The 26,062-nt window shown below is 71.1% G+C and carries 18 protein-coding genes; 11 read left to right on the top strand and 7 right to left on the bottom strand.

What is annotated here, in order from left to right; genetic code table 11:
• Positions 1 to 33: 33 nt before the first annotated feature.
• From rsgA to ACZ7L7_RS00220, 3 genes are all read right to left on the bottom strand, one after another.
• Positions 34 to 1,125 carry a ribosome small subunit-dependent GTPase A gene (rsgA, locus tag ACZ7L7_RS00230; protein ID WP_285513008.1) on the bottom strand — a complete coding sequence of 364 codons (1,092 nt, stop codon included), beginning with the start codon at positions 1,123 to 1,125 and terminating at the stop codon, positions 34 to 36.
• Positions 1,126 to 1,352: 227 nt separating this feature from the next.
• Complete coding sequence (locus ACZ7L7_RS00225; RefSeq protein WP_285513009.1) at positions 1,353 to 2,852, bottom strand: cellulose-binding domain-containing protein; 1,500 nt, start codon at positions 2,850 to 2,852, stop codon at positions 1,353 to 1,355.
• Between the two features lie 216 nt (positions 2,853 to 3,068).
• Positions 3,069 to 4,388 carry a radical SAM protein gene (locus tag ACZ7L7_RS00220; RefSeq protein WP_285513010.1) on the bottom strand — a complete coding sequence of 440 codons (1,320 nt, stop codon included), beginning with the start codon at positions 4,386 to 4,388 and terminating at the stop codon, positions 3,069 to 3,071.
• Positions 4,389 to 4,528: 140 nt separating this feature from the next.
• Here ACZ7L7_RS00220 and ACZ7L7_RS00215 point away from each other — a divergent pair, with 140 nt between their 5' ends.
• The 9 genes from ACZ7L7_RS00215 (at position 4,529) to ACZ7L7_RS00175 (ending at position 17,225) form a co-directional block, all read left to right on the top strand.
• Positions 4,529 to 5,779 carry a D-arabinono-1,4-lactone oxidase gene (locus ACZ7L7_RS00215; RefSeq protein WP_453602891.1) on the top strand — a complete coding sequence of 417 codons (1,251 nt, stop codon included), beginning with the start codon at positions 4,529 to 4,531 and terminating at the stop codon, positions 5,777 to 5,779.
• 93 nt (positions 5,780 to 5,872) lie between these two features.
• Positions 5,873 to 7,102 carry an ROK family transcriptional regulator gene (locus ACZ7L7_RS00210; protein WP_285513012.1) on the top strand — a complete coding sequence of 410 codons (1,230 nt, stop codon included), beginning with the start codon at positions 5,873 to 5,875 and terminating at the stop codon, positions 7,100 to 7,102.
• Between the two features lie 11 nt (positions 7,103 to 7,113).
• The gene (locus ACZ7L7_RS00205) at positions 7,114 to 8,943 is read left to right on the top strand and encodes a glycoside hydrolase (protein ID WP_472074273.1); all 1,830 of its coding nucleotides are present in this window, start codon (positions 7,114 to 7,116) and stop codon (positions 8,941 to 8,943) included.
• Between the two features lie 181 nt (positions 8,944 to 9,124).
• On the top strand, positions 9,125 to 10,390 hold the full coding sequence (locus tag ACZ7L7_RS00200) for an ABC transporter substrate-binding protein (RefSeq protein ID WP_472074272.1): 1,266 nt from the start codon (positions 9,125 to 9,127) through the stop codon (positions 10,388 to 10,390).
• A gap of 24 nt (positions 10,391 to 10,414) precedes the next feature.
• A complete protein-coding gene (locus tag ACZ7L7_RS00195) occupies positions 10,415 to 11,380 on the top strand; it encodes a carbohydrate ABC transporter permease (protein ID WP_093718707.1) in 966 nt (321 codons plus the stop codon).
• Entirely contained in the window at positions 11,377 to 12,213 is an 837-nt protein-coding gene (locus tag ACZ7L7_RS00190) for a carbohydrate ABC transporter permease (protein ID WP_093718708.1), read from the top strand. The genes ACZ7L7_RS00195 and ACZ7L7_RS00190 overlap by 4 nt, the downstream gene beginning before the upstream one ends.
• Before the next feature lie 12 nt (positions 12,214 to 12,225).
• Positions 12,226 to 15,087, top strand: coding sequence for a glycoside hydrolase family 2 TIM barrel-domain containing protein (locus ACZ7L7_RS00185; protein ID WP_472074271.1), 2,862 nt, complete (start codon positions 12,226 to 12,228; stop codon positions 15,085 to 15,087).
• 94 nt (positions 15,088 to 15,181) lie between these two features.
• A complete protein-coding gene (locus ACZ7L7_RS00180; protein WP_472074551.1) occupies positions 15,182 to 16,495 on the top strand; it encodes a jacalin-like lectin in 1,314 nt (437 codons plus the stop codon).
• Positions 16,496 to 16,634: 139 nt separating this feature from the next.
• Positions 16,635 to 17,225: a TetR/AcrR family transcriptional regulator gene (locus ACZ7L7_RS00175; protein WP_285513018.1), complete on the top strand. Its 591-nt coding sequence runs from the start codon at positions 16,635 to 16,637 to the stop codon at positions 17,223 to 17,225.
• On the opposite strand, the gene ACZ7L7_RS00170 is transcribed toward ACZ7L7_RS00175, so the two are convergent.
• The 3 genes from ACZ7L7_RS00170 to ACZ7L7_RS00160 form a co-directional block, all read right to left on the bottom strand.
• Positions 17,205 to 17,966 (bottom strand): isocitrate lyase/PEP mutase family protein, encoded by a 762-nt coding sequence (locus ACZ7L7_RS00170; RefSeq protein ID WP_471592856.1) that lies wholly within the window; start codon positions 17,964 to 17,966, stop codon positions 17,205 to 17,207. The two genes, ACZ7L7_RS00175 and ACZ7L7_RS00170, sit on opposite strands and share 21 nt — an antisense overlap.
• A gap of 51 nt (positions 17,967 to 18,017) precedes the next feature.
• The gene (locus tag ACZ7L7_RS00165) at positions 18,018 to 19,709 is read right to left on the bottom strand and encodes a DUF2264 domain-containing protein (protein ID WP_472074270.1); all 1,692 of its coding nucleotides are present in this window, start codon (positions 19,707 to 19,709) and stop codon (positions 18,018 to 18,020) included.
• Between the two features lie 65 nt (positions 19,710 to 19,774).
• The gene (locus ACZ7L7_RS00160; RefSeq protein ID WP_472074269.1) at positions 19,775 to 20,821 is read right to left on the bottom strand and encodes a rhamnogalacturonan acetylesterase; all 1,047 of its coding nucleotides are present in this window, start codon (positions 20,819 to 20,821) and stop codon (positions 19,775 to 19,777) included.
• Positions 20,822 to 21,022: 201 nt separating this feature from the next.
• On the opposite strand from ACZ7L7_RS00160, the gene ACZ7L7_RS00155 reads away from it, so the two are divergent.
• Entirely contained in the window at positions 21,023 to 22,684 is a 1,662-nt protein-coding gene (locus tag ACZ7L7_RS00155) for a rhamnogalacturonan lyase B N-terminal domain-containing protein (protein WP_472074268.1), read from the top strand.
• A 10-nt stretch (positions 22,685 to 22,694) separates the two neighbouring features.
• Here the strand turns inward: ACZ7L7_RS00155 and ACZ7L7_RS00150 are convergent, their stop codons facing one another.
• Positions 22,695 to 24,170 carry an RICIN domain-containing protein gene (locus ACZ7L7_RS00150; RefSeq protein WP_472074267.1) on the bottom strand — a complete coding sequence of 492 codons (1,476 nt, stop codon included), beginning with the start codon at positions 24,168 to 24,170 and terminating at the stop codon, positions 22,695 to 22,697.
• A gap of 241 nt (positions 24,171 to 24,411) precedes the next feature.
• Here ACZ7L7_RS00150 and ACZ7L7_RS00145 point away from each other — a divergent pair, with 241 nt between their 5' ends.
• Positions 24,412 to 25,995, top strand: a complete 1,584-nt coding sequence (locus ACZ7L7_RS00145; RefSeq protein ID WP_472074266.1) for an FAD-dependent monooxygenase — start codon at positions 24,412 to 24,414, stop codon at positions 25,993 to 25,995.
• The last annotated feature ends 67 nt before the right edge of the window (positions 25,996 to 26,062 follow it).

Raw genomic sequence — 26,062 nt, 5'->3', positions numbered from 1 at the left:
ATTCGGACACCGCGATGACACCCCCGAAGGGGGTCACCGCCAGCCGTTGCGCTTGGCCTCCATGGCGGCCCTGCCCTCGGCGCCCTTGCGCTTCCAGTCCCGCCGGATCTCCGCGCGCAGCCGGGCGTCCGTCTTGGCGACGATGCGCTGGTTCTCCCGGATCAGCTTGCGGTAGCTCTCCAGCCGCCGCACCGGCAGCTCACCGGAGTCGACCGCGGCGAGCACCGCGCACCCCGGCTCGCTGGTGTGGGCGCAGTCGTGGAACCGGCAGCGGCCGGCCAGCTCCTCGATCTCGGCGAAGACCTGTCCGACCCCGCTCCCGGCGTCGAACAGCCCGACCCCGCGCAGCCCCGGGGTGTCGATGAGGACCCCGCCGGCCGGCATGACCAGCAGGTTCCGGGTGGTCGTGGTGTGCCGTCCCTTGCCGTCCACGTCCCGGGTGGCCTGCACGTCCATGACGTCCTCGCCGAGCAGCGCGTTGGCGAGGGTGGACTTGCCCGCGCCGGACTGGCCGAGCAGCACGGACGTACCGCCGCCGATGACGGAGGTGAGCACGTCCAGCCCCTCGTCGAGGTGGGCGCTGACGGTCAGTACCGGCACACCGGGGGCGGAGGTCTCGACATCCTGCACGAGGTGCGCGAGCGTCACCGGGTCCGGCACCAGGTCCGCCTTGGTCAGCACGACCACGGGCTGCGCCCCGGACTCCCAGGCCAGCGCCAGGAACCGTTCGATGCGCCCGAGGTCGAGCTCGACCGCGAGGGACACGGCGACGACCGCGTGGTCGACGTTGGCGGCGAGGATCTGCCCCTCGGACCGCTGGGAGGAGGTGGAGCGCACGAAGGCGGTACGGCGCGGCAGATACGCGCGTACGTAGCGGGGGTTGCCACCGGGTTCGACGGCGACCCAGTCCCCGGTGCACACGACCCGCATCGGGTCGTTCGGGGTGACGAAGGCGGTGTCGGCGCGCAGCGGCCCGTCGGCGGTGACGACATCGCACTGCCCGCGGTCGACCCGTACGACCCGGCCGGGCAGCAGCCCTTCGGCCTCGTACGGGATGAACGCGTCGGCCCAGTCGGCGTCCCAGCCGTAAGGAGCCAGCGCGGTGGAGACAGAGGTGGAAGTCAACGAGGTGACCCTTCACAGAGGTCGGGCCCCGGCGAGGTTGGGTGGGTTCAGCCGGTGGCCGCGGAGGTGGACGTGATGGATTCCTGGATGCGGGCAGCGCCCATCGCAATGACAGCCATCGGTCGACACCTCCTTCTCACGCTCGTTGTTCACGCATCGCTGTGATGCGCCGCCACTGTAGCCGGGTGGCGGGGCGGCGCGTCAACGGGTTTTACGGGCCCGGTCGCTCAGACCGTGCGGCACTCCTCGCCGTTCAGCTCGAAGTCGTACGCGGGGCGGTTGCCGCCCTCCCACGAGCCGATGAAGCCGAAGGTCACGGTGCCGTCCGCGGGCACCGCCCTGTTGTAGGAGGCGGCGGAGGCGGTGACCCGGGAGCCCTCCTGGACGAAGGTGGCGTCCCACATCTGGCCGATGTGCTGGCCGTCGCGGAAGGACCAGGCGAGCTGCCAGGTGTCCAGGGGCTGTTCGGTGGTGAGGGTGACGGTGGCCTGGAAGCCGTCGGGCCACTGGTTGTCCAGGCCGTAGTGGACCTTGCAGGAGGCCGCCGGTGCGGCGGTTGTCGGCCGGGCGGTGGTGGAGGACTTGCCCTGGGGTTCGGGGTCGGTGTCCCGGGCGCTCTTCCCGGCGGGCTCGGTGGGGTCGGCGGAGGGCTTCGGGGAGGTCTTCGGGGAGTCGCCCGGGGCGGTGCTGTCGTCCGCGGAGGGTTCGAAGGAGGTGCCGGGGTTGTCCGCGACCGGCTGGCGGTCCGCGAGGTCCCCGGTGGCGCTGTTCTGCGGGCCCGTTCCCGAGCCGCCGAACGGCATCATCGACACGCCGAGGGCGAGCAGGGAGACCAGGCCGGCCGCGACGAGCAGCCCGCCGCGCACCGCCTTCGCCTTCTGCGCGGCCGGATCGGCGTGGTCGTGGTCGGAACCGGGCGTGTCGGGGCGCCCGGCGCCCAGCCGGACCTCGGCGGCCCGGCGGCGGCGCTCCAGGTAGGCGAGTCCGCCCCAGCCGATGACGCCGCCGGCCAGGGCGGCGGGCAGGCCGAGGCCGTGCAGGCGCAGACAGGCGGCGGCCTCGGAGCAGTCCTGGCAGGTGGCCAGGTGCCGGGAGAGGTCGTCCGGGGTCTCGGCGATCGGGGAGCGGGTCACCGCGTCGAGGAGACGGACGTAGCCGCGGCACTCGGGGTCCTTCGGCGCGTCCAGATGGTTGCGGTGGCAGCGGTCCCGGAACAGGCCGCGCACCTGGGCGAGTTCGTCGGCGACGGTGTCCGGGTCCAGGCCGAGCCGGCGGGCGGCGACGGCCAGCGGCAGCGCCTCCACCTCGGCCAGCCACAGCAGTTCGGCGTCCGGCTGCTGCATGTCGCGCAGGGCGCGCAGGGCGAGCGGGCGGGTCTGCGGGGGGCCGGCGTAGCGGGCGGCCTTCTCCGAGTTGAGCCACAGCCGCAGTTCGGGGTCGAGCCGGTTGCCGCGCCCGGTGACCTCCCAGTCGGCCGCCGTGGTGCGCACGGCGGTCAACAGCAGGGGTATCCGGGGCAGTCGGGGTGAGCGGCGGCCGGCGTGGCGGGTTCCGTACGATTCGGCGGCACGGATGTCGCGCATCCCGGTCGAGAACGCCTCCGCGGCCAGCTCGTTGGCGGCGGTGGAACCGGCCGTGCACAGGTCGGCGTACGAGAGCACCGCGTCCCAGCACTCGGAGAACAGCGCGGCCTCGGCGGCGTCCTGGGGGGTCGGCAGGTCGGGCATGAGTCTCCTGCATCCACGAGCGAGGTCAACTCGCCATATTGGCAATGGAGTTGGGGGGAACCTCGCGGCAGGGCACGAGCTTTTCACGTCTTCGACACAACTGACAAGCGCGCTATTCAAATACCACAGGCGCCCGTTCACCGCACCGACTCCGAGGAGTGGTACGGATCCCGGGCGCCCCTTGTTCAACGTCCGTCACACGGCGTTGATCATCCGTCACACGGTGGTCGGCTCCGTGGCGGGCAGGCTGTCCATGAAGGAGCTGACCGAGAAGACGGCACGGCCGGGTCCGGGCGGGCCGTAGCCGGGGGGCGAGGAGAGCCCGAAGTCCTCCATGGTCTGCCGGTACGCCTGGAGCAGCCGGATGTGGTACTCCAGCGGGGCGCCCTGCGGATTGGCCTTGCCGAGCGGGGTCGTCGGCTCCGGGCACCAGGTGGTGAAGCGGGGCGTGATGCCGTGCGACATGAAGAAGCGCAGGCCCTCGGTGGTGGAGTCGATCGCCTCGTCGACGGTCTTGAAGCCGAACGGCTCGGCCATCTCCACGCCCGCCACGAAGTTGGGGATCACATTGCGGGCGCCGAACACCTCCGCCGAGTCCAGGATCCGCTTGTGCCACACATCGCGGCCGACGTACCGCTCCTTGCCCGGGCAGTACATCTTGAACAGGTACTCGTCCCACACCTCGTAGTTGGGGTGGTAGATCTGCACGCCGTAGTCCTTGAACCGCTGCACATCGTCACGCGGCAGCGCCTGGGCGACGACCTTGCCGATCCAGCGGCCGGGGAAGCGCTCCTCGATGGCCTTGGCGTACCGCCCGTAGAAGTCGGCCTCGTCCCGGCCGCCGACCTGCGAGGTGATCGCGCCACCGGTGAGGGTGTACGCGGTGGACGTCTTGGCGGTGTCGTACCGGTCGATGATCTCCAGGGCCTCCAGGACCTCGTCGACGTCCTTGACCCCGGTGTAGGGCCGACCGGCCGCCTTGTGCTGGCGCCAGTTGTGGTTGATGTCGCAGTACTGGCACTCCTCCTTGGCGCCGAAGTACTGGCAGACCCGGAAGACGGTCAGGTAGATCAGATAGCCCCACTGGATGGTCGGGGCGACCTCCATCACGGACTTCCCGTTGGACAGCTTGTGCCGGTAGTACTCCGGCATCGGCGGCACCCCGACATCGGAGATCCGCTTCCCGTCGAGGTACAGCCCGAGCATGCCGTCCTCGTCGGCGGCCACGCGGTACGGCGACGCCGGGTTGACCCGCACCGACACCACGGTCCGGCGCAGGTCGTACGGGCCGCCGGTGAGGATGATCTCCTCCGGCGGACGGCGCAGCGCGGCCTCGCCGAGCTCGGGCAGGGTGCCGTGGTCGAAGGAGAAGATGAAGTACGACTTCGGCTTGACCTCGCCGGACTCGTTGTCGCTCAGCGCGGACGGGTCGAAGGCGACACCGCCGCGGAGCAGGTCCTCCTTGAAGACGGCTTCCCGCGGCACATGCGGAAACCGCTCCATCAGATCCTCGACCAGCGCGGTACGGCTGCCCATCCCGTGTCTCCTCCCGGCTCAGGCGTTCGACTCCTCACGGTATGCCCCCGCGTGCCCGTCCGGCGTACCGGGTCCCCCCGCGCCGCCCGCCGCGGATGAGAGGGTCTGGTGCGGAAGCACTCTTTCGGGAGGGACTGAGGATGACGGACACGGTCACCAACTGGGCCGGCAACATCACCTACGCCGCCAAGGAGCTGCGCCGGCCGCACTCGCTGGACGCGCTGCGGGCGCTGGTGGCCGGGAGTCGGCGGGTGCGGGTGCTGGGGAGCGGGCACTCGTTCAACGCGATCGCCGAGCCGGGGGCCGAGGGTGTGCTGGTGTCGCTGGCCGAGCTGCCCGCGCCGATCGACGTGGACACGGCCGCGCGCACCGTGCGGGTCGGCGGCGGGGTGCGGTACGCCGAGCTGGCGCGGGTGGTGCACGGGCACGGGCTGGCGCTGCCGAACATGGCGTCGCTGCCGCATATCTCGGTGGCCGGGTCCGTGGCCACGGGCACGCACGGCTCCGGGGTGGCCAACGGCCCGCTCGCCGCGCCCGTGCGGGAGGTGGAGCTGGTCACCGCGGACGGGGCGACCGTGCGCATCGGACGGGAGGACGCCCGGTTCGGCGGTGCCGTCACCTCCCTCGGGGCGCTCGGTGTCGTCACCGCGCTCACCCTGGACCTGGAGCCCGCCTACGAGGTGGAGCAGTACGTCTTCACCGGGCTGCCGCTGGAGCGGCTGGAGTTCGAGACGGTCGCGCGGGCCGCGTACAGCGTGAGCCTGTTCACGGACTGGTCCGAGCCGGGCTTCGGGCAGGTGTGGCTGAAGCGGCGCACCGACCAGCCGCTGCCCGACTTCCCGTGGGCGGCGCCCGCCACGGAGAAGATGCACCCCGTGCCGGGCATGCCCGCCGTCAACTGCACCGAGCAGTTCGGCGTGCCCGGCCCCTGGCACGAGCGGCTGCCGCACTTCCGCGCCGAGTTCACCCCGAGCAGCGGCGAGGAGCTGCAGTCCGAGTACCTGCTCCCCCGCCCGTACGCCATGGACGCCCTGCGCGCCCTGGACGCGATCCGGACGACGGTCGCGCCCGTGCTGCAGACCTGTGAGGTGCGTACCGTCGCCGCCGACGAGCAGTGGCTCAGCCCGTCGTACGGCCGTGAGACGGTGGCCCTGCACTTCACGTGGATCGCGGACACGGGGGCCGTGCTGCCGGTAGTGCGGCGGGTGGAGGAGGCGCTGGAGGGGCTGGACGCCCGTCCGCACTGGGGGAAGGTGTTCACCATGCCGGGCGAGGTGCTGCGATCGCGGTATCCGCGGCTGGCCGACTTCCGGGAGCTGGCGCGGTCGCTGGACCCGGAGGGCACCTTCGCCAACGTCTTCGTGCGCGACTTTCTCCACCCCCTTTCCTAACCCCTTGTCGAAAGTCCCGCGCAGGCCATAGCCTTGCGCCCGCGCCGGTGCCGTCCTGGGCCCGGCCCGCGAGAAGGGACGGGGGACGACCTCATGAAGCGCACCTCACGTGACATTCGCACCGCGAACCGCTACGAGGTGCTGCGCCAGATCATCGCCGCCTCCCCCACCTCACGGCAGGAGCTGGCTGCCGCCACGGGGCTGAGCCTCGCCACGGTCGCCACGCTCGTCGGGGAGCTGCTGGACCTGCGGATGATCACCGAGGTCGGCTTCGAGGACTCCGCGGGCGGGCGCCCGCGCGGGCTGGTCGCCGTCAACGCGTCGGGGGGCGCGTTGATCGGAGTCGACATCGCGGAGACGTACGTCCATGTCGAACTGTTCGACCTCGCGCTGAACGTGCTGGCCCGCGCCGAGGAGGACGTACGGCCCGGCGAGAGCCTGCCCGAGCAGGTGGTCGCCCATGTCGCCTCCGCGGTCGGCTCGGTCGTCGCGCAGGCCGGCGTCGAGGGCTCGCGGGTGCTCGGCGTCGGGGTGAGCGTGCCGGGGCAGGTGGACCGCGCCACCGGCACCTCCGAGTACGCGCCCAACTGGGACTGGCACGAGGTGCCCCTGCTCGACCTGCTCACCGAGCACATCGCCTACCCCCTGTACCTGGACAACCCGCTGCGCGCCTCGGCCGTCGCCGAGCTGTGGTTCGGGGCGGCGCGCGGACGCGGGGACGCCGTGGTGGTCAACCTCGGCACCGGCGTGGGCGCCGGGCTCGTCCTCGGCGGCGCGCTGCACCGAGGGGTCAGCAACAGCGCGGGCGAGTGGGGCCACACCACGATCGTGCTGGACGGGCGGCTGTGCCGGTGCGGCAAGAACGGCTGTGTGGAGGCCTACGTCGGCGCCTCCGGGATCATGCTGACGCTGCGCGAGCTGAGCGCGGACACCGCGCTGCTGCACCCGGAGGACCAGACGGCGACCATCGCCGCGCTGGCCCGGGGTGTCGAGGCGGGCGACCCGGTGGCGCTGAAGGCGGTCCGGGACACCGTGCGCTATCTGGGCGCCGGGATCGCCGACCTGGTCAATCTGTTCAACCCCGAAGTGGTCGTGCTCAGCAGCTGGGTGGCGACCGCGCTCGGCGAGCCGCTGGTCGCCGAGGTGCGCGAGGCCGTCGCCCGGCACGCGCTGCCCCGGCCCATGGCCGCCACCGAGATCGTCCTCTCCCCGATCCCCACCGACCCGGTGTGCCTGGGCGCGGCCACGTTCGCGCTGGAAGGGGCCCTGCGGTCCGTCGGGCAGAGGCAGCACAAGAGGAGCCGTACCGCACCACCTTCATGACGACGGAAGGGATGCACGTGACTCACCCCCGCAGACCGGCGCTTCTGACGGCCGTGGCCGCACTGGCCGTCGCCGGTCCCCTCATCTGCGTTCCCCCCGCTTCGGCCGCTCCCCCCATGGCGGCCGAGGTGTCCCCGCACGCGGCACAGACCATCGACAACATCGGCGCGTCCGGCGCCTGGTGGGTCAACGACCTGACGAACTTCGACCCGAAGGTGCAGGCCGGGGTCGGCAAGCTGCTCTTCTCGAAGGAGGGCCTGGACCTCAGCGCGTACCGGTACAACATCGGCGGCGGCGGTACGGCGGTGACGACCCCGTCCCGGGCCCCGGAGGACTTCCTCACCGACGAAGGCGGTTACGACTGGAGCCGGGACAAGGGCGGCCGCACCTTCCTCTCCTACGCCGCCAAGTACGGTGTCGAGGACCTGATCGCCTTCGTCAACAGCGCGCCGGCCGAGTGGAAGACCAACGGGCAGAGCTGCGGCGGGTACTTGAAGGCGGAGCACGAGCAGGACTTCGCCCGGTACATCGCCGATGTCACCGACCACTTCGCCCGCAAGGGGCAACGGTTCGACTACATCAGCCCCTTCAACGAGCCCACCAACAGCTTCGACTCCTGCGGCCAGGAGGGCATGCTCGTCGATGTCTCGCAGCGCGACGACATCGTCCGCGCCCTCGGTGCCGAGCAGCGGGCGCGCGGGCAGCGCACCGGGATCATCGCCGACGAGTCCACCAGCACGGTGAAGTTCAACGACGAGCTGCCGCGCTGGATAGCGGAGCCGGGCACGGCCCAGTACGTCGACCGACTCGCCCACCACACCTACGACAACCCCTCCGACGCCAACCGCGCGAAGGTCTACGAGACCGCGAAGAAGGCCGGTATCGCCTCCTGGTCGACGGAGATCTGCTGCTTCGGCAAGGGCGGCACCGGGTGGGCGCAGGAGTACGACCCGGGCATCGACGGCGGGCTGAACCTGTCCCGGATCGTGCACAAGGACTTCACGGTCGCCCATGACTCCGCGTTCCACTGGTGGGTGGCCCTGTCGGAGATGATCGGCACCGACCCGTACGCCAAGAACGACGCGGGCTGGAACGACGGCCTGATCTACTACGACCCCGACTACGCGACCAACGGCAACCAGACCCTGTACTTCACCAAGCGGTACTACGCGCTCGGCCAGTACAGCAAGTTCGTCCGGCCGGGCTCCGCCCTGCACAACGTGACCGGGGTTCCGGAGGGCGTCGAGGTCAGCGCCTACGACCACAACGGCAAGTGGGTCGTGGTGGTCAACAACCACAACACGACCGCCAGTTCGCTCGACCTGCACTTCAACGGCAAGGCACCGGTACGGGCCACGCAGGCCGTGCGGACCTCGGCGACCGAGAACTGGGCGCGGGTCGACAAACCCTCGGTGAAGCGCGGCACGCTCTCCGCCTCGCTGCCCGCCCGGTCCATCACCACCTATGTCCTCGACCAGAAGGGCAAGGGCGGTTCGGCCCTCACCGGGGCCTGGCAGGGCGCGCAGTCCGGGAAGTGCCTCGCGCCGGACGTGACGATCCGCGCCTGTACGGACGCCGTCGAGCAGGAGTGGTCGTACGACGCCAGGGGCGCGCTGAGGAGCGCCGACGGCTATCTGACGGCCGGGAGTTCGGGGCTGACCGTCAGCTCCGGCTTCACCGGTGACGCCGCGCAGCGGTGGCTGCTGAACGGCAACGGACAGATCGTCAGCGAGGCCACGGGCCAGTGTCTGGACGTGGCGGGACAGGCCACGGCGGACGGCAGCCGGGTCGGTCTGTGGACCTGCAACGGCGGGACCAACCAAGCCTGGTTCCGGCAGTAACGCCGCACGCCTGAAAGGGAGTTGCGGGCCGCTGGTGCGGCGGCCCGCGACCCCGCACGTCCGTGATACCGAACAACACGCAACACTTCGAACGGACTTCGTTCAACCCCTTGCCGAAGCCTTAGCCGAAGGTTAACGTCCCGCACCGCAAGCGCAGCCGCACGAGAGACAAGGACGTCAGATGTCGGCAATGAGGAACACCACCTGGGACCGCCGCACCGTTCTGCGCGCCGCCATGGGCCTGGCCGCCGCCGGCGGTCTCGCCGCGTGCGGCGGCAACAACGGCCGCGGCGGCGGCTCGGGTTCGGGCACCAGCCTGACGCAGTACTTCCACGCCTACGGCGAGGCGGGCACCGAGCAGGCCGTCAAGCGGTACGCGAAGGCGTACGACAAGGCGAACGTGACCACGCAGTGGATCACCGGCTCCAACTTCGAGAGCAAGCTGTTCTCCGCGCTGCTCACCGACAACGCGCCCGACGTCTTCGAGTTCCACCCGCAGATACAGCTCGTAAGGAGCGGTCAGGTGGCCGATCTGACGGACCTCATCGAGCCGGTCAAGGACGACTTCAACCAGGCCGACATCGCCTCGCACACCATCGACGGCAAGATCTGGGGCGTCCGCATGATCGACGACCCGCAGTTCTTCTACTACCGCAAGTCCATGCTGGCGGACGCGGGCATCGAACCCCCCACCACGCTCGACGAGTTGGTGGAGGCCGCCGCCAAGCTCACCACCAGCAAGGTCAAGGGCGTCTTCCTCGGCAACTCGGTCACCCCGGTGATGAACCCGCTGATCTGGTCGACCGGCGCCGACACCCTGGACGACAAGAACCAGATCGCCTACCACACGGACGCGGTCGCCGACGGCCTCGGCAAGCTGCGGACCATGTTCAAGGAGGGCCACCTCCTGCTGGACGCGCCCGCCGACTGGTGGGACCCCTCCGCGATCACCCAGGGCCTGGTCGCCATCCAGTGGTGCGGCATGTGGGCGATGCCGGTCATCGAGAAGGCGCTCGGCGACGACGTCGGCATCATCCCCTTCCCGTCCTCCGGTTCGGGCGGCAAGCAGGCGGTCACCAACGGCGGCTGGTCGATGTTCGTCAACGCCAAGTCCAAGCACCTGGACGAGGCGAAGGAGTACGTCAAGTGGCTGTGGATCGACCAGAAGGAGTACCAGGAGGACTGGGCGCTGTCCTACGGCTTCCACATCCCGCCGCGCACCTCGCTCGCCGAGTCCGCCGACAAGCTCAAGACGGGGCTGGCCGCGGAGGGCGTGAAGCTCTTCAACGAGTTCGGGCACTTCGACAACCCGGCCTGGACCCAGGCCATGATCGTCGCCCTGGAGGGCGTCGTCGCCGACGCCGTACGCAAGGGCGGCAGCGCCGAGGCGGCCCTCGACAAGGCCGACAGGACGGTCAACCGCGAGCTGAAGAAGCTGTTCGGATAGGCCGGCGGAAGAGAACACCACGCCATGTCGACGACCACCGCGCGCGGTGTCGCCAAGAGCCCCGCCGCCGAAGGGACCCCACCGGTCCCCCGGCGGCGCGGGGTCCGTGGCCGCACCCTCAACTTCTGGCTGTTCACCGGCCCGTTCCTGACCGGGCTCGTGATCTTCGTCTATGTGCCGATCGGCTGGAGCGCGTACCTGTCCTTCTTCGACGCGCGCTACACCGTCACCCCGAGTGAGTTCATCGGCTTCGACAACTACACGTACATGCTGACCAACGACAAGTTCGTCGAGTCGCTGGTCACCTTCACCGTCTTCGCCGCCCTCGTCGTCCCCGTCACCTGGGCGCTCTCGCTGGGCCTGGCGCTGCTGGTGAACCGGATCCGGTTCATGCAGGCGTTCTTCCGGTCGGTGTTCTTCCTGCCGACCGCGGTCAGCTTCGTGGCCGCCTCGCTGATCTGGAAGATGTCCGTCTTCAGCGGCGTCCGCTTCGGCCTCGCCAACACCGTGCTCGGCTGGTTCGGCGTGGAGAACATCGCCTGGCTCGCCGACCCCAACCCGCCCTGGTACTGGCTGGTCATCGTCACCGTACGGCTGTGGCTGCAGTCCGGCTTCTACATGATCCTGTTCCTGGCGGCCCTGCAGAACATCCCGCCGGAGCTGTACGAGGCCGCCGCCATCGACGGCGCCAAACCCGGCTGGCAGACCTTCCGTTACGTCACCCTGCCCCAACTGCGGGCCACGTCCACCGCCGTGATCCTGCTGCTGCTCGTCGCCGCCTACCAGGCCTTCGACGAGTTCTTCAACCTGCTCGCCAAGACCACCTGGGGCAGGCCGCCCCTGGTCGAGCTGTACTACACGGCGCTCGGCGAGAACCAGGACTACGGCGCGGGCAGCGCGGGGGCCATGATCCTCACCCTGCTGATCTGCGTCGTCACCCTGCTCCAGGGCAGGCTCATGGGCTTCGGACGAGGGGAGGAGACCAAGTGAGGACCCGCCGCACCACCACCGGCAGCACCGGCCTGTACCTCGCCACCGGCATCGCCGCCTTCCTCTTCCTCGTCCCCTTCTATCTGATCGTCCGCAACGCCCTGTCCACGGACGCCGAGATCACCGGCGAGAACTGGAAGTTCTTCCCCACCGACATCCAATGGGGCAACTTCACCGAGCTGTTCGACGATCCGACCGTCCCCTTCGGGCAGTCCCTGTGGAACTCCGCGGTCGTCGGCGTCCTGCACACCCTCGGCACCCTGCTGGTGTGCTCGCTCGCCGGGTACGGCCTGGCCCGCATCCCGTACCGGCACGCCAACAAGATCTTCTACGCCGTCCTGGTGACGCTGATGGTGCCGACCGCCGTCACCTTCGTGCCCAGCTTTGTGCTGGTCTCCTCGCTGGGCTGGGTCTCCACCCTGCGCGGACTGGTCATACCGGGGCTGTTCAGCGGTTTCACCTGCTTCCTGTTCCGGCAGTACTTCCTGGGGTTCCCCCGGGAGCTGGAGGAGGCGGCACGGGTGGACGGGCTCGGTTACTGGGGCGCGTACTGGCGGATCGTGGTGCCCAACTCGCTGAACTTCTTCGCGGCCATCGCCACCATCACCTTCATCAGCGGCTGGAACGCCTTCCTGTGGCCCCTGGTCATCGGCCAGGACCAGCAGGCGTGGACGGTGCAGGTGGCGCTCTCCTCGTACATGACCAACCAGACCGTCAACTTCCATCTGATCTTCATGGCCACCGCCGTGTCCATCCTGCCCCTGGTGTTCGTGTTCCTGTTCCTGCAGCGCTGGCTGGTGCAGGGCGTCGCGCAGACCGGCATCAAGGGCTGACCTAGGAGTCCGATGACTTTCCGCACCACCGCCGCCCACGTCGAGGACGTCTCCCCGGGCCGCGGGTCCCTGCCGCCCCGCGCCTGGTACGCCGACTCCGACGCCCGTGCCCTCTCCCTGAACGGCAGTTGGCGCTTCCGCCTGTCGCCCACCGCCGACGCCGAGGACGACTCCTTCGCCGACCCGGGCCACGACACCGGGGACTGGGCCGAGGTCACCGTGCCCGGCCACTGGGTGCTCCAGGGCCACGGCGCCCCCGTCTACACCAACCACCTGTACCCCTTCCCGGTGGACCCGCCGCACGTCCCGACCGAGAACCCGACCGGCGACCACGTCCGCCACTTCGACCTCCCCGAGGACTGGCCGGCGGACGAGGGGGCGACGGTCCGCTTCGACGGTGTCGAGTCCTGTGCCGAGGTGTGGCTGAACGGCACCCTGCTCGGCGACTTCAGGGGCTCCCGGCTGCCGCACGAGTTCGCGGTCGGGCATCTGCTCCGGCCGCGCGGCAATGTGCTGGCGGTCCGGGTCCACCAGTGGTCGGCGGGCTCCTACCTGGAGGACCAGGACCAGTGGTGGCTGCCCGGCATCTTCCGTGACGTCACCCTGCTGCACCGCCCGCCGGGCGCGGTCGGCGACTTCTTCGTGCACGCCTCCTACGACCACCTCACCGGCGAGGGCACGCTCCGGGTCGACTCGGAGGTCCCGGGCCGGGTGACCGTGCCGGAGCTGGGCCTCGACCTCGCGACCGGCGAGTCGGCGGCCGTCGCGGTCGAGCCGTGGACGGCGGAGACCCCGCGCCTGTACGACGGCGTCCTCGCCACCGAGGGCGAGCGGGTGCCGCTGCGGATCGGCTTCCGCACGGTCGCCCTGGAGGACGGGCTGATCAAGGTCAACGGGCGGGCGGTGCTGTTCAAGGGCGTCAACCGGCACGAGTGGCACCCGGAGCGGGGCCGCGCGCTGGACCCGGCGACCATGCGGGAGGACGTGCTGCTGATGAAGCGGCACAACCTCAACGCGGTCCGCACCTCCCACTACCCGCCGCACCCGGCCTTCCTCGACCTGTGCGACGAGCTGGGCCTGTGGGTGATCGACGAGTGCGACCTGGAGACCCACGGCTTCACCGAGCAGGGCTGGCGGGACAACCCCGTCGACGACGACCGCTGGACCCCGGCCCTGCTGGACCGGGCGGCCCGCATGGTCGAACGGGACAAGAACCACCCCTCGGTGGTGATGTGGTCGCTGGGCAACGAGGCCGGCACCGGGCGCGGTCTGACCGCGATGGCCGAGTGGATCCGCGGCCGGGACCCCGAGCGGCTGGTGCACTACGAGGGCGACATCAACTGCCGTGACACGGAGGTGTACTCGCGGATGTACGCCTCCCACGAGGAGGTCGAGCGGATCGGGCGCGGCCTGGACGGCGGAACCCACAAGAGGCGTCAACTCCCCTTCATTCTTTGCGAGTACGCGCACGCCATGGGCAACGGGCCGGGCGGACTCGCCGAGTACCAGGCGCTGTTCGAGCACTACGACCGGCTGCAGGGCGGCTTCGTCTGGGAGTGGATCGACCACGGCATCCGCCACCCCGAGCTGGGCTTCGCCTACGGCGGTGACTTCGGCGAGGAGCTGCACGACGGCAACTTCGTCTGCGACGGGCTGCTGTTCCCGGACCGGACTCCGTCACCGGGGCTTGTGGAGTACAAGAAGGTCATCGAGCCGGTCCGCTTCCGGGGCGACGGCGCCGACGGCACCGTGACCCTGGTCAACCGCTACGACTTCGCGGACCTCTCGGGGCTCGCGCTGGAGTGGGCGTACCAGGTGGACGGCGAGACCGTCGGCTCCGGGACGCTTCCGGTGCCGCCGCTGGCGCCGGGTGCCTCGACGGATGTGAAGCTGCCCGAGCCGCCCGCCGACGTCAGCGGCGGCGAGGCGTGCTGGACGGTACGGGCGGTGCTGGCCGACGACACCGCGTGGGCGGAGAAGGGGCACGAGGTGGCGTGGGTCCAACTCCCGGTCACCGAGCGGGAGAAGCCCGCGCCGGCCGTGGGAGCCGCACCCGTGCCGGGCGAGGGGACGGTCGCCCTGGGCCCCGGCGTCTTCGACGCCCGCAGCGGCGCGCTGCTGCGCATCGGGGGCGTCGAGGTGGACGCGCCCCGGCTGGACGTGTGGCGGGCGCCCACCGACAACGACGACGGCGCCGAGTGGCAGACGGACATCCGGTACGGGCTGCTGTGGCGGAAGTTCGGCCTGCACCGCATGCGGCACCGGCTGGACGCCGTGGAGACGGGCGCCGCCGCGCTCACGGTACGCACCCGGGTGGCGCCCGCCGCCTGGGAGTTCGGCCTGCACACGGAGTACCGGTGGACCGCCGACGGCGACCGGCTGCGGCTGGCGGTGTCGGTGACCCCCGACGGCGACTGGACCGTGCCGCTCCCCAGGCTCGGCATCCGGTTCGCGCTCCCCGCGGCGGACGCGGTGAGCTGGTTCGGGGGCGGCCCGGGAGAGGCGTACCCCGACACCCGGTCGGCGTCCCGCCTGGGCCGCTGGCACTCCACGGTGGACGCCCTGCAGACCCCGTACGTCCGCCCGCAGGAGAACGGCGCCCGCGCCGACGTCCGCTGGGTGGAGCTGGGCGGACTGCGTATCGAGGGCGAGCCCGAGTTCTGGTTCAGCGCCCGCCGCTGGACCACCGAACAGCTCGACTCCGCGCGCCACTTGAGCGACCTCGCCCCCGGCGACCGGGTGTGGGTCAACCTCGACCACGGCCAGCACGGCATCGGTTCGCAGTCCTGCGGGCCCGGCCCGCTGCCGCGCTACTTCCTGCGGGCCGAACCGGCGGAGTTCTCCTTCGTGTTCTCGCAGAGCACCGCACCGTAAGTGACCCCGGGGCGGCACCGTCGGCTTCCGACGGTGCCGCCCCCGACCGAGAGAGGCACCCCCCACCATGAGACGGCTCCCCAGCGCCCTCACCTTGAGACCGCTCCTCGGCTCCCTCACCGCCGCCGCGCTGGCCCTCTCCGGCCTCGCCGCCGCTCCGGCGGCGGCAGCGTCCGACTCCGGCTCGTTCAATGTGCTCACCTACAACATCGCGGGCCTGCCCCTCGGCCTCGGTGACAGCGACCCGGAGACCAACACCCCGCTGATCGGCCGGCGGCTCGGCCCGTACGACATCGTCAACGTGCAGGAGGACTTCAACTACCACGCCTCCCTGTACGCCAACGACACCCACCCGTACCGCACCCCGACCAGCGGCGGCGCGGGCTTCGGCGACGGTCTCAACACGCTGTCCGACTTCACCTTCGAGGACTTCCAGCGGGTCCGCTGGAACGACTGCACCGGCACCAACTGCCTGACGCCCAAGGGCTTCTCGCTGGCCCGGGTGCGGCTCGCCGAGGGCGTGTTCGTCGACCTGTACAACGTGCACACCAACGCCGACTCCGACGACGCGGCGCTCGCCGCCCGGCGCGCCAACATCGAGCAGCTGTCGGACTTCGTCCGGGCCAACTCGGCCGGGAACGCGGTGATCGTCATGGGCGACACCAACACCCGGTACACCCGCGAGGGCGACAACATCCGCACCCTACTGACCGAGAACGGTCTGCGCGACCCGTGGGTCGACCTGGTCCGGGGCGGTACGGCACCCGCGCCGGGCAGCGAGGCGCTGCTCTGCGACGCGCAGGCGCCGACCGACGACTGCGAGGTGGTGGACAAGATCCTCTACCGGGGCAGCGAGTTGCTCTCCCTGGACGCCACCCGCTACGCCAACGAGTGGGCGTCCTTCCTGCGCTCCGACGGCGAGCACCTCTCGGACCACTTCCCGCACTCCGTCGGCTTCTCCTACACCCTCAACCCGTCCCTGCGGGCCAGTGACTTCTTCGGCGGCCCCCACGGCACGGCCTTCAACGACGCGGACGACCTCCCGGCCACCCCGGCTCCCCGCACCCTCACCCTGCGCGGCGGCTCGCGCCTGGACGCCGTGTCGCTCACCCACGACGGCGGCACGACCCTCACCCATGGCGGCACGGGCGGCACGGCGACCTCGCTGACCCTGGCCTCCGGCGAGCACCTGACCTCGGTGCGGCTGACGCAGGGTCAGAAGGACGGGCGCACGCGGATCTTCTCGGCGTCCTTCGGCACGGACGCCGGGCGCACCCTGTCCGCCGGTACGGCGACGGCCAACGCGCGGACGTTCACCGCACCGGCCGGCTGGCAGATCGTCGGCTTCACGGGGCGGGCCGGGGACGAGATCGACAAGCTGGGGGTGCTGTACGCGCCGATCAACTGACGCCGCTCACTCGTTGCGCAGCACCTCCGCCACGGTCAGCCGCCCCGCCCGCCGCGCCGGGACCAGCGCTCCCAGCACCCGGATACCCTAGACCCCTTAGCTTCGAGGCTAATACCACCAGCATCCGGAGGTTCGCCCCATGGCCCGCGCGGGTCTCACCGCCGACCGCGTCACCGCGGCCGCCGCCGACCTGGCCGACGAGGTCGGCTTCGAGAAGGTCAGCCTGTCGGCGCTGGCCCGGCACTTCGGCGTCAAGGACGCGAGCCTGTACTCCCACGTCCGCAGCCTCCAGGACCTGCGCACCCGGATCGCGCTGCTTGCGGGCGGGGAGCTGATCGACCGCATCGCCCTGGCGGTCGCGGGCCGGGCGGGCAAGGACGCGCTCAAGGCCTTCGCCGACGCCTACCGGGAGTACGCCCTGGAACATCCCGGCCGCTACGCCGCGACCCAGATCCACGTGGACCAGGACCTGATCGCCGACACCCCCGCGCTGCGCCGCACCGCCGAGATCACCTACGGCATGCTCCGCGCCTACGGCCTGGACGAACCCGATCTGACGGACGCCGTCCGCCTGCTGCGCAGTACCTTCCACGGCTACTGCGCCCTGGAGTCGGCGGGCGCCTTCGGCGCGCCCAGGGACGTACGGGCCTCCTGGGACCGCGCGGTGGAGGCGCTGCACGTGGCGCTGGAGCACTGGCCGAAGTCCGATTCAGCAGGCACCGCGCGCTAGCCGTTGCACCTCGGCGTACGTGGGCGCCGCTCCGCGCGGGGCCCGGCCGGCGCGGATCCCGACGGCCGTCCCGACCGCCGCGGCCAGTGCCCGCCGGTAGAGCAGTGAGCCGAGGCTGACGCGGTGGACGCCGAGGTCGGTGAGGTGCGCGAGGGTGGGGCCGGTGGGCGAGTAGAGGATGTTCAGGGGGACCTGGACCTGGCGGACGAGGGCCGCGATGCGCGCCGGGTCGGTCAGGCCGGGCACGAACACGCCGTCCGCGCCCGCCTGTTGGTACGCGTCCAGGCGGCGCAGGGTCTCCCGCTCGTCCCCTTCACCGAGCCAGTACGTGTCGGTGCGCGCGTTGACGAACAGGTCCGGTGCCGCCGCCTTCACGGCCGCGATCTTCGCCGCGTGCACCGGCACCGGGCCGAGGCCGTCCTCCAGGTTCAGACCGACGGCTCCGACGGCGGCCAGGTGCCGGGCGAACTCCCCCACCTCGTCCGGGGCGTCGCTGAAGCCGCCCTCCGCGTCGACGGAGAGCAGGAACGGTCCGCTGCCCAGGGTGAGGGCCAGCCTCAGCGTGTCGTCCCGGGTCGCCGAGGCACCGTCCGGCAGTCCCGCCCCCGCCGCGACGGCGAGGCTCGTGGTGGCGACGGCCGGGAAGCCCTCGGCGGCCAGCGCCAGGGCGGAGGCGTGGTCGAAGGCATTGGGGAGGAGCAGCGGCGCACCGGTGCGGTGGAGGCGGGCGAAAGGCGTCATGACGGCACGGTAGGGCCGGGACGCTTCGGTACCGGCCGAACCGTCACGGCCTCAGTCGCCGCTCGTCACCTCCACCCGGCCGTCCTCGATCCGCAGCCGGCTCTCCCCTCCGCCGGCCCAGCGCACCAGCAGTCCGCCGCCGTCGTCCGGGATCACGTCGACCAGCCGGGACAGTTCCTCGGGCTCCGCTTCCGCCGTGAGGCGGGCCAGCGCCACGAAGAGGGCCGGGGTGTCGCCCACCGTCCCCGTGAGGGCGTCCGTCAGACCCACGGCCGGGGCCAGGTCCGCGCGCGGACCGGCGGGCGGCGCCCAGCCCGTGACCCGGACCTCCGTACCGGGTCCCGCCCCCGCCACCAGATACGCCCTGACCTCCACCGCGCCGCGCACCAGCACCGCGCCGGTGACCCGGGCGCCGTGGGCCGCGGTGTGCCGGGAGGCGGCCCAGCCGGGGCCGGTGCCCAGGGGCTCGATGGCGGTGCGGCTCGGGTCGCCGTCGACGAGGACGCTGTTGTCGCCGGACGGGGACGGCCCGGTCGCCGTGGAGTAGGCGAGCCGGGAGTAGTAGGGGTCGTAGTCGGGGTGCTCGCTGCCGTGGTTGTGGAGGCGGACCAGGCCGTCGGCGGCGGTGGACTGCAGGAGCCAGTTGGGCGGGCCGACGGGGTATGCCGTGTCCGGGCCCTCCGCCGGGGCCGGTTCCTCCGGTGCCGCCCAGACCTCGTGGTCCGCCGGGAGCAGCAGGCCGAGGAAGCCCTTGCTCGCCCAGTACGGGGACGCGGGGCCCGAGTAGTTCTGCAGCACCGCCGGGTCCGGGCCGTGCCAGCCGAGGGTGAGCAGACCGTGTTGGTCCAGGGCGCCGCGCTCCAGGAAGTGGCGCAGGGCCCCGGAGGCGAGGCGGCGGGTGCGGCCCGGGGGCAGCGGGGTGCGGCCGGTGAGGGCGCCGAGCCACAGCGGGGCCGTGGTCGCGAAGCGGTACGTCAGGGAGCGGCCCTGGTGCATGGGGGCGCCGTCGGCGGCGAACAGGCGCTCGTAGTCGGTCAGATGACGGTGCAGGCGGCGGCCGTAGAGGTCCAGCAGCCCGGCGTCGTCGGCGAGCCAGGCGTGCAGCACCGGGTAGAGGTGCATCGCCCAGCCGTTGTAGTAGTCGAACTTGCGGCCGTCGCCGTCGGTGTACCAGCCGTCCCCGAGGTACCACTGCTCGATGCGTTCCAGGCCGCGGTCGATCGCCTTGCGCGACGCCTCCGGTTCGTGGCCCACCGATTCCAGGAAGCCGCCGACGGTCACCGGGAACAACTCCCAGTTGCACGGCCACGGTTCGGCGGTCAGCGCGCCGCCCAGCCACTCGGCCGCCCGCTGCCGTACCCGGTCGTCGAGGCGGTCCCACAGCAGCGGCCGGGTCAGCCGCAGGGCCAGGGCGATGGAGGCGGCCTCCACCAGCGGCTGGCTGCGGTGCCGCACCTCGGGCCAGACACCGGACGTACCGGCGGCGAGCCCGTCGGCGTAGCGCTCCAGTGCCGTCGCGTCGCGGCGGAAGGCGGCCAGCAGGAGCGTACGGGCGTACCCCTCCAGGCCGTCGGAGAGCCGCCCGGACCAGCTCTGCCGGTCCCCGGGCAGGTGGTAGAGGGCGCGGTCGGCGGTGGCGTACGGCTCCACGGCGGCCAGCAGCGCGTCGGCGGCCGCCTCCCAGTGGGCGCGGCTGTAGCCGGTGCGAGGGCTGAGCGCGCGGTCGTCGGGGGGCAGGTCCATCAGCAGGCGTTCCTTCCGGCAGTGGCCTGGGGCGCCCCGGTTCCGGTCGGGACGCCCCAGGGGTCTCATCCCACCCGTACCAGGCCCTGGGGCACCAGACCCTGGGCGAGCAGTTCGTCGCGGACGATCTCGGCATAGGCGGTGGCGCCGCGCACCGAGGTGTGGGTGTTGTCCCGTTTCTCGTTGTAGAGGTACAGGGACTTGGAGCCCTCGACGCCGAGCGACTCGACGAGGGCCTTGGTGTGTGCGGTGAGGTCGATGAGCGGGACGTCCCGGTCGGCGGCGACCGCGCGGACGACCGCCGGGTGGTCGACGCCGAGTCCGTTGACCAGCAGGGCGGTTCCGTTGTTCAGGGTGCCGTCGGCGTTGAACCAGCGCCGCACGACCGGCGTGACGAGCACCGGCCGGCCGCCCCGCTCGCGGACCCCGGTCACCAGGGTCTCCAGGTTGGCGCGGTAGGTCGCCTCATCGGTCGTCTTGTCGTTGTGCGCGAGCTGGATCAGAACCAGGTCGCCGCGCCGGATCCGCGGCCGGACCGTGTCCCACAGCCGGGGGTCGGCGAGATAACTGACCGTGCTCTCCCCGGAGTCGGCGTAGTTGGCGACCGACACTCCCTTGCGCAGGTACTGCGGGAGCTGCTGGCCCCAGCCGGTGTAGGGGTCGCCGAGCTGGTCGCAGACGGTGGAGTCGCCGACGAGGAAGATCTGCCGCGCGTGCCGGGCCGGGGTGACGCGGATGCCGGCGAGCGCGGGCGCCGAGCCGCCGATCGCCAGGTCCAGTCCGGGCGTTCCGTCGGGTCCGGTCGGTTCGCCCTCGGGGGTGCGGACGTCGACGGTGAAGGAGCGGGCGACGCGTGCCCCGGCGGGTGCGGCCGTCTCGGGGAGCAGGGCGCGGCGGGTCTCGCCGCTGATCGCGGTACTGGAGGCGGCCGGGCCGCCGAGGAGCACCCGCACGTCGTAGGTGCCGGGCGGCAGGTCGAAGTGGCAGGCGGTGGCGGTGCAGTGCGCGATGTCCCGGGCCGCCCCGGCAGGTCCCGCGGCCTGCGCGGGCACGGCGGTCAGGGCGGTGCTCAGCGTCACCGCCGCCAGTACGGCGATGTCGAAACGTCTCACTCGCGGCTCCTCCGTCACGTCCGTCACGATGACCAGTCCTGGCGCTGGACCGTACCGCCCATCGGCAAGCGCTTTCTAGATCCATGCCGAGATTGACAGGATTCCCAACACCAAACGCGCGCAAGCCCTTTCACGAAAACGATTCAACTGTCAACCTCGGACCCACCGGCAACCCCCACACCTCCCGAAAGGGGCACCCCCATGCCCGCATCCGGACCGGTCGCCCGCCGTACCTTCGTCCTCGGCGCCGCCGCGGCGGCAGGCACCGCCGCCCTCGGCGGCACGGCCCGCGCCGCCGCCTTCGGCTGGAGCGACGACGGCGCGAACTACGTCGTCGACACCGGCGCCCACCTGGTCTTCAAGGTCAGCAAGTCCAACGGCGATCTGACCTCGCTGGTCTACCGGGGCGTGGAGTACCAGGGCTACGCCGGCAAGAACTCGCACATCGAATCCGGCCTCGGCTCCTCGACCGTGACGATCGGTCAGTCCGGCTCGACGATCCTGGTCTCCGTCACCTACGGCACGCTCCGGCACTACTACGCGGCCCGCAGCGGCGAGAACAACATCTACCTGTGGACCAACAAGGCCGACACCTCGGTCTCCGCGACCCGCTTCATCCTGCGGGTGAAGGCGGGCCTCTTCCTCAACGACGAGCCCGACTCCTACACCTACGCCCCCACCGCCATCGAGGCCTCCGACGTCTTCGCCAAGCCCGACGGCCAGACCCGCTCCAAGCACTACTCCAAGCTGCGCGTGGCGGACTACGACTACGTCGGCTGGTCCAGCGGCGGTGTCGGCCTGTGGATCGTGCGCAGCAACCACGAGAAGGCGTCCGGCGGCCCCTTCTACCGCTCCCTGCTGCGCCACCAGAGCGCCGACGGCGGCGGCCTGTACGAGATCCTGTACTACGGCCAGAACCAGACCGAGGCCCAGCGCTTCGGCCTCCAGGGCCCGTACGTCATCGCCCTCACCGACGGCGGCGCCCCCTCCTCCGCGCTCTTCCCCGGCACCCTGACCACTCCCTGGGCGGACTCCCTCGGCATCGCGGGCTACGTCGGCGCGAGCGGCAGGGGCCGGGTCGCCGGGGTCGGCATCACCGGCCGGAACACGGCGTACGCGTACACGGTGGGCCTGGCCAACTCGGCGGCCCAGTACTGGGGTCCGGCCCGCGCCTCGGACGGCTACTTCTCCCTCGCCGGAGTGCTGCCGGGCACGTACACACTGACCGTCTACAAGGAGGAACTCGCCGTCCACACCAGCACGGTGACGGTCACCGCGGGCACCACCACGACCCTGAACACGATCACGATCCCCGCCTCCAACGACCCCTCCAACGCGATCGCGATCTGGCGGATCGGCGACTGGACCGGCACGCCCCGGGGCTTCAAGAACGCCGATCTGATGACGTACGCCCACCCCTCCGACGTTCGAGCCGCCCCCTGGACCGGGAACGTGGTGATCGGCAGCGGGACGGAGACCTCGGCCTTCCCCTGCTACCTCTGGAAGGACGTCAACAGCGGGATCGTCGTCCACTTCCGGCTCACCGCCGCCCAGGCCGCCGCCGCGCACACCCTGCGCATCGGTGTGACGACGGCCTACGCCAACGGCCGCCCGCAGGTCGTCGTCAACGACACCTGGACCTCCGCCATCCCCTCCCCGCCCACCCAGCCGAACACCCGGTCGCTGACCAACGGCTCCTACCGGGGCAACAACCACACCTTCACCTACAGCGTCCCGGCGTCCGCCTGGCTGACGGACACCGGCGCCTACAACACGCTGCGGATCAATGTGGTGAGCGGTTCGGGGACGACGTCCTACCTCAGCGCCGGGACCTCGATCGACGCGATCGACCTGCTGGCCTGACGTCCTGGTGTCAACTCCCGCGTGTCCACTGCTGGTTGGTGCCGCCGTTGCAGGTGTAGGTGATGACCGCGGCGGAGTTGGCGGTGGACCCGCCGCTGACGTCGAGGCACTCCCCGCTCGCGCGGGAGACGACGTTCACGTACGAGCCCGTCGTGGTCACCGACCACTGCTGACCGGCCACCGAGGCGGCGCAGTCCTCCTGGGTCACCGTGCTCGCGTTCTCCCGCAGACACAGGGAACTGTGCCGCGCCACCAGCTGGTAGTAGCCGCCGCCCACCGGCTTGAACCAGTACTTCTGGTTGTTCCCGCTATTGCAGTCCCACTGTTTGATCTGTGCCCCCTGCCACTGCGACTGGCTGGTGACATCGGCGCACTTGCCGGAGTGCCGGGCGATGAGGGTCTGATACGTGGCGCTCGTCCCGCTCACCGTCCCGGCGGCCGTGTCGACGGTGACCTCCGGGGTCCAGGACATCGACATCGTCGTGGCGGTCGGGAAGGTCAACGGCAGCCACACATAGCGGGAGTCGTTGACGGTCCCGCCGAAGGAGTTGCCCCAGCGGTCGCCGAGGTAGAGATAGCCGGTTCCCGAACTGCCCTGCACGGGAAGCACGTACGCGGTCTGCGAACCGTAGGCGGTGGAGTCGCCGACGTTGGCCATGGCGGTCCAGGGCCCGGCGAGGGAGGTGGCGGTGGCGTACTGCTGCTGGTTGGGGTTCCAGCCGGTGGCGCCGGAGGTGAGCATGAAGTAGACGCCGCCCCGCTTGAACAGCGCCGGTGCCTCCCGGTGGCCGCCGTGCCATGGGTCGGCGACCAACGCGTCGATACCGGTGTAGTCACTGGTCAGGCGGTAGATGTGCAGGTCGTAGTTCTCGCGGGCGGCGGAGACCATGTAGCCGGTGCCGTCGGTGTCGACGAAGACCGTGATGTCACGGGACATGTGACCGAGCGGACGGAAGCTGCCCTGCCAGGTGTAGTCGCCGTCCACGGTGTCGGAGACGGCGACGGCCGCGCGCGCCTCGCCGTAGTCGACGCCGTTCTCCTTGTGCATCCACATCACGAACTTGCCGGTGGCCGCGTTGTACATGACCTTGGGCCGCTCGATGTTGGCGGTGGCCAGCTCCGGATCCGTCGCCTCGGTGAGGACGTGGTTGCGGAACTCCCAGTTCTTCAGGTCCGTGGAACGGTAGGCGGAGACGTAGCGGAAGGTGTTGTCGGCGTTGCGGTTCTCGCCGAACCAGTAGTAGTACGCGCCGACCTTGATGACTCCGCCGCCGTGGGCGTGCACGGGGTTTCCCGAAGTGTCGGTGAACCGGGTGCCGTTGAGGACGGTCTGGGGGGCCGCCTGCGCGGGCCCGGCGATACCGAGGGCACCGGCCAGCGCCAGGCAGAGGGCGAGCAGGATCGCGTACGCACGTCTCCTCTCGCGCACTCTCCTCTGCGGTGTCGGCTCCGGGGGGTGGGGCAGGTCGTGTTCTTCGCGGCTCATACGCGGACTGCCTCTCGAATGGGGGGAGTTGTTCGGAATCACGGACAACATCTGTGATTCCGAACGCCGGTAAGGTAAGGGTGAGCCAGGAAGAGGTCAACGGGTCCGACGAGAGCAAGCGCGACCGACCGATTCACGCCGACGACGACCGGAGCGGGGCGACCCCGCGCGAGGTCAACTGACCTGTATAGCGCGGGAAAGAGCATTGCGGCTGAACTCAACAAATGATGAGATCTATCTCATGACGGAACAGAACGTCGTCGTGGACGACGAGGTCGAGGTGTTGGTCGTCGGGGGCGGACCGGTCGGGCTCACCGCCCGCATCATGCTGGAGCGCTGGGGCGTCAGCACGCTCCTGGTCGAGAAGTACCGCGAGTTGTCCCCGTTCCCCCGGTCCAGGCTGGTCAATGTGCGCTCGATGGAGATCCTGCGCGGGCTGGGCCTGGACGAGAAGGTCGAAAGCACCTCCTTCAGCCGGGAGTTCGGCCGGATCCGGTTCCGGGAGAGCCTGGACAGCCCCGACTTCGCCGGGGAGGACTGGGTCGGCGTCAAGACACCGGTACCGGAGAGCCCGGTGCTCGGCGTGGTCACCACGCAGGACCGACTGGAACCCCATCTGCTGGGCGGCGCCTCCTCGCCGGTGCTGTTCGGCTGCGAACTCGTCGACTTCACCGAGGAGTCAGACGCCGTCGTCGCCCGGATCCTGGACCACGAGCACGGCGTCCACCGGCACGTCCGCGCCCGCTACCTGATCGGCGCCGACGGCGCGGGCTCAACGGTCCGGCGCCTGCTGGACATCGGCACGGCCGGCCCCGGAAGGATCGCCGACCTCACCACCCTCGTCTTCGACGCCGACCTCGACCCCTGGTGCGCCGAGCACCCGGCCGGGGTCTACTTCCTCACCCACGGCTCCCTCATCCCGCTCTACCCCGAGGGCGGCTGGGCCTGGGTCGGCCCGACCCCCGAGCCCGCGGAACACGACGACTGGCCGGGCTACCTCAACCGCATCTTCAACACCCGCGAGAAGGTGGCGGTGAAGATACTCCGGGTGCAGCACTGGGAGATGAAGGCCTTCGTCGCCGAACGGTTCCGGCACGGCCGGATCCTGCTGGCGGGCGACGCGGCCCACGCCGTCCCCGTGACCGGCGGCCTCGGCATGAACGCCGGGATCGCCGACGCGCACAACCTCTGCTGGAAACTGGCGGGCGTCCTGCGCGGCTGGGCCGCGCCGAGCCTGCTGGACAGCTACGGCCCCGAACGCCGGCCCGTCGCCGAGCGGACCCTGCGCCAGGCGGTCGCCAACGCCCAGCTGTCGATGCAGGTCCAGGCCCGGCGCCGGGAACAGCTCCTGTCCGGGGCGGCACCCTCGGAGCGGATCGAACTTCCGTGGTCCGAGCGGTACTTCGCGCAACTCGGGCTCGTCCTCGGCGTGGCCTACACCTCCGGCGCCGTACTCCCGGACGGCACGGAACCGCCCGAGCCGGAGGACCCGGCGACCGACTACATCCCCACCGCCCGCCCCGGCCACCGTATACCGCACTTCCCGCTCGCGGTGAACCGCTCCTCGCTGGACGCGCTGGGCGAGTGGTTCACCCTGCTCACCCCGGACCCCGAAGGCTGGGCCGGGCAGCCCACCCCGCCCTGGCCGCTCCGGGTCGAACGACTCACCCCGGCCCACCTGGACGCCTGCGGCCTGGGCCCGCGGGGAGCGCTGCTGGTCCGCCCGGACGGCCATGTGGCGGCCCGCTGGGCGGACGGCCCACCGACGGACTCGACGGTGCGCGAGGCCCTGGAGGCGATCACGGGCGCCGAAGCGACGGGCTGATCCCACATGTCGAACAATCGGTCCACTGGCCGGACATACTGAACCACCCTCGGAAGCCGCTCGACTA

The organism is Streptomyces sp. NPDC110618 (assembly GCF_055657065.1).
This window is presented reverse-complemented; position numbering and strand designations above follow the sequence as displayed.

Coding starts and splice junctions, on each gene's coding strand:
- ACZ7L7_RS00145 (WP_472074266.1), top strand. CDS start 24,412: ATGACGGAACAGAACGTCGTCGTGGACGACGAGGTCGAGGTGTTGGTC.
- ACZ7L7_RS00205 (WP_472074273.1), top strand. CDS start 7,114: ATGCACGTGACTCACCCCCGCAGACCGGCGCTTCTGACGGCCGTGGCC.
- ACZ7L7_RS00200 (WP_472074272.1), top strand. CDS start 9,125: ATGTCGGCAATGAGGAACACCACCTGGGACCGCCGCACCGTTCTGCGC.
- ACZ7L7_RS00155 (WP_472074268.1), top strand. CDS start 21,023: ATGCCCGCATCCGGACCGGTCGCCCGCCGTACCTTCGTCCTCGGCGCC.
- ACZ7L7_RS00170 (WP_471592856.1), bottom strand. CDS start 17,966: ATGACGCCTTTCGCCCGCCTCCACCGCACCGGTGCGCCGCTGCTCCTC.
- ACZ7L7_RS00150 (WP_472074267.1), bottom strand. CDS start 24,170: ATGAGCCGCGAAGAACACGACCTGCCCCACCCCCCGGAGCCGACACCG.
- ACZ7L7_RS00220 (WP_285513010.1), bottom strand. CDS start 4,388: ATGGGCAGCCGTACCGCGCTGGTCGAGGATCTGATGGAGCGGTTTCCG.
- ACZ7L7_RS00225 (WP_285513009.1), bottom strand. CDS start 2,852: ATGCCCGACCTGCCGACCCCCCAGGACGCCGCCGAGGCCGCGCTGTTC.
- ACZ7L7_RS00175 (WP_285513018.1), top strand. CDS start 16,635: ATGGCCCGCGCGGGTCTCACCGCCGACCGCGTCACCGCGGCCGCCGCC.
- ACZ7L7_RS00215 (WP_453602891.1), top strand. CDS start 4,529: ATGACGGACACGGTCACCAACTGGGCCGGCAACATCACCTACGCCGCC.
- ACZ7L7_RS00195 (WP_093718707.1), top strand. CDS start 10,415: ATGTCGACGACCACCGCGCGCGGTGTCGCCAAGAGCCCCGCCGCCGAA.
- ACZ7L7_RS00210 (WP_285513012.1), top strand. CDS start 5,873: ATGAAGCGCACCTCACGTGACATTCGCACCGCGAACCGCTACGAGGTG.
- ACZ7L7_RS00185 (WP_472074271.1), top strand. CDS start 12,226: ATGACTTTCCGCACCACCGCCGCCCACGTCGAGGACGTCTCCCCGGGC.
- ACZ7L7_RS00165 (WP_472074270.1), bottom strand. CDS start 19,709: ATGGACCTGCCCCCCGACGACCGCGCGCTCAGCCCTCGCACCGGCTAC.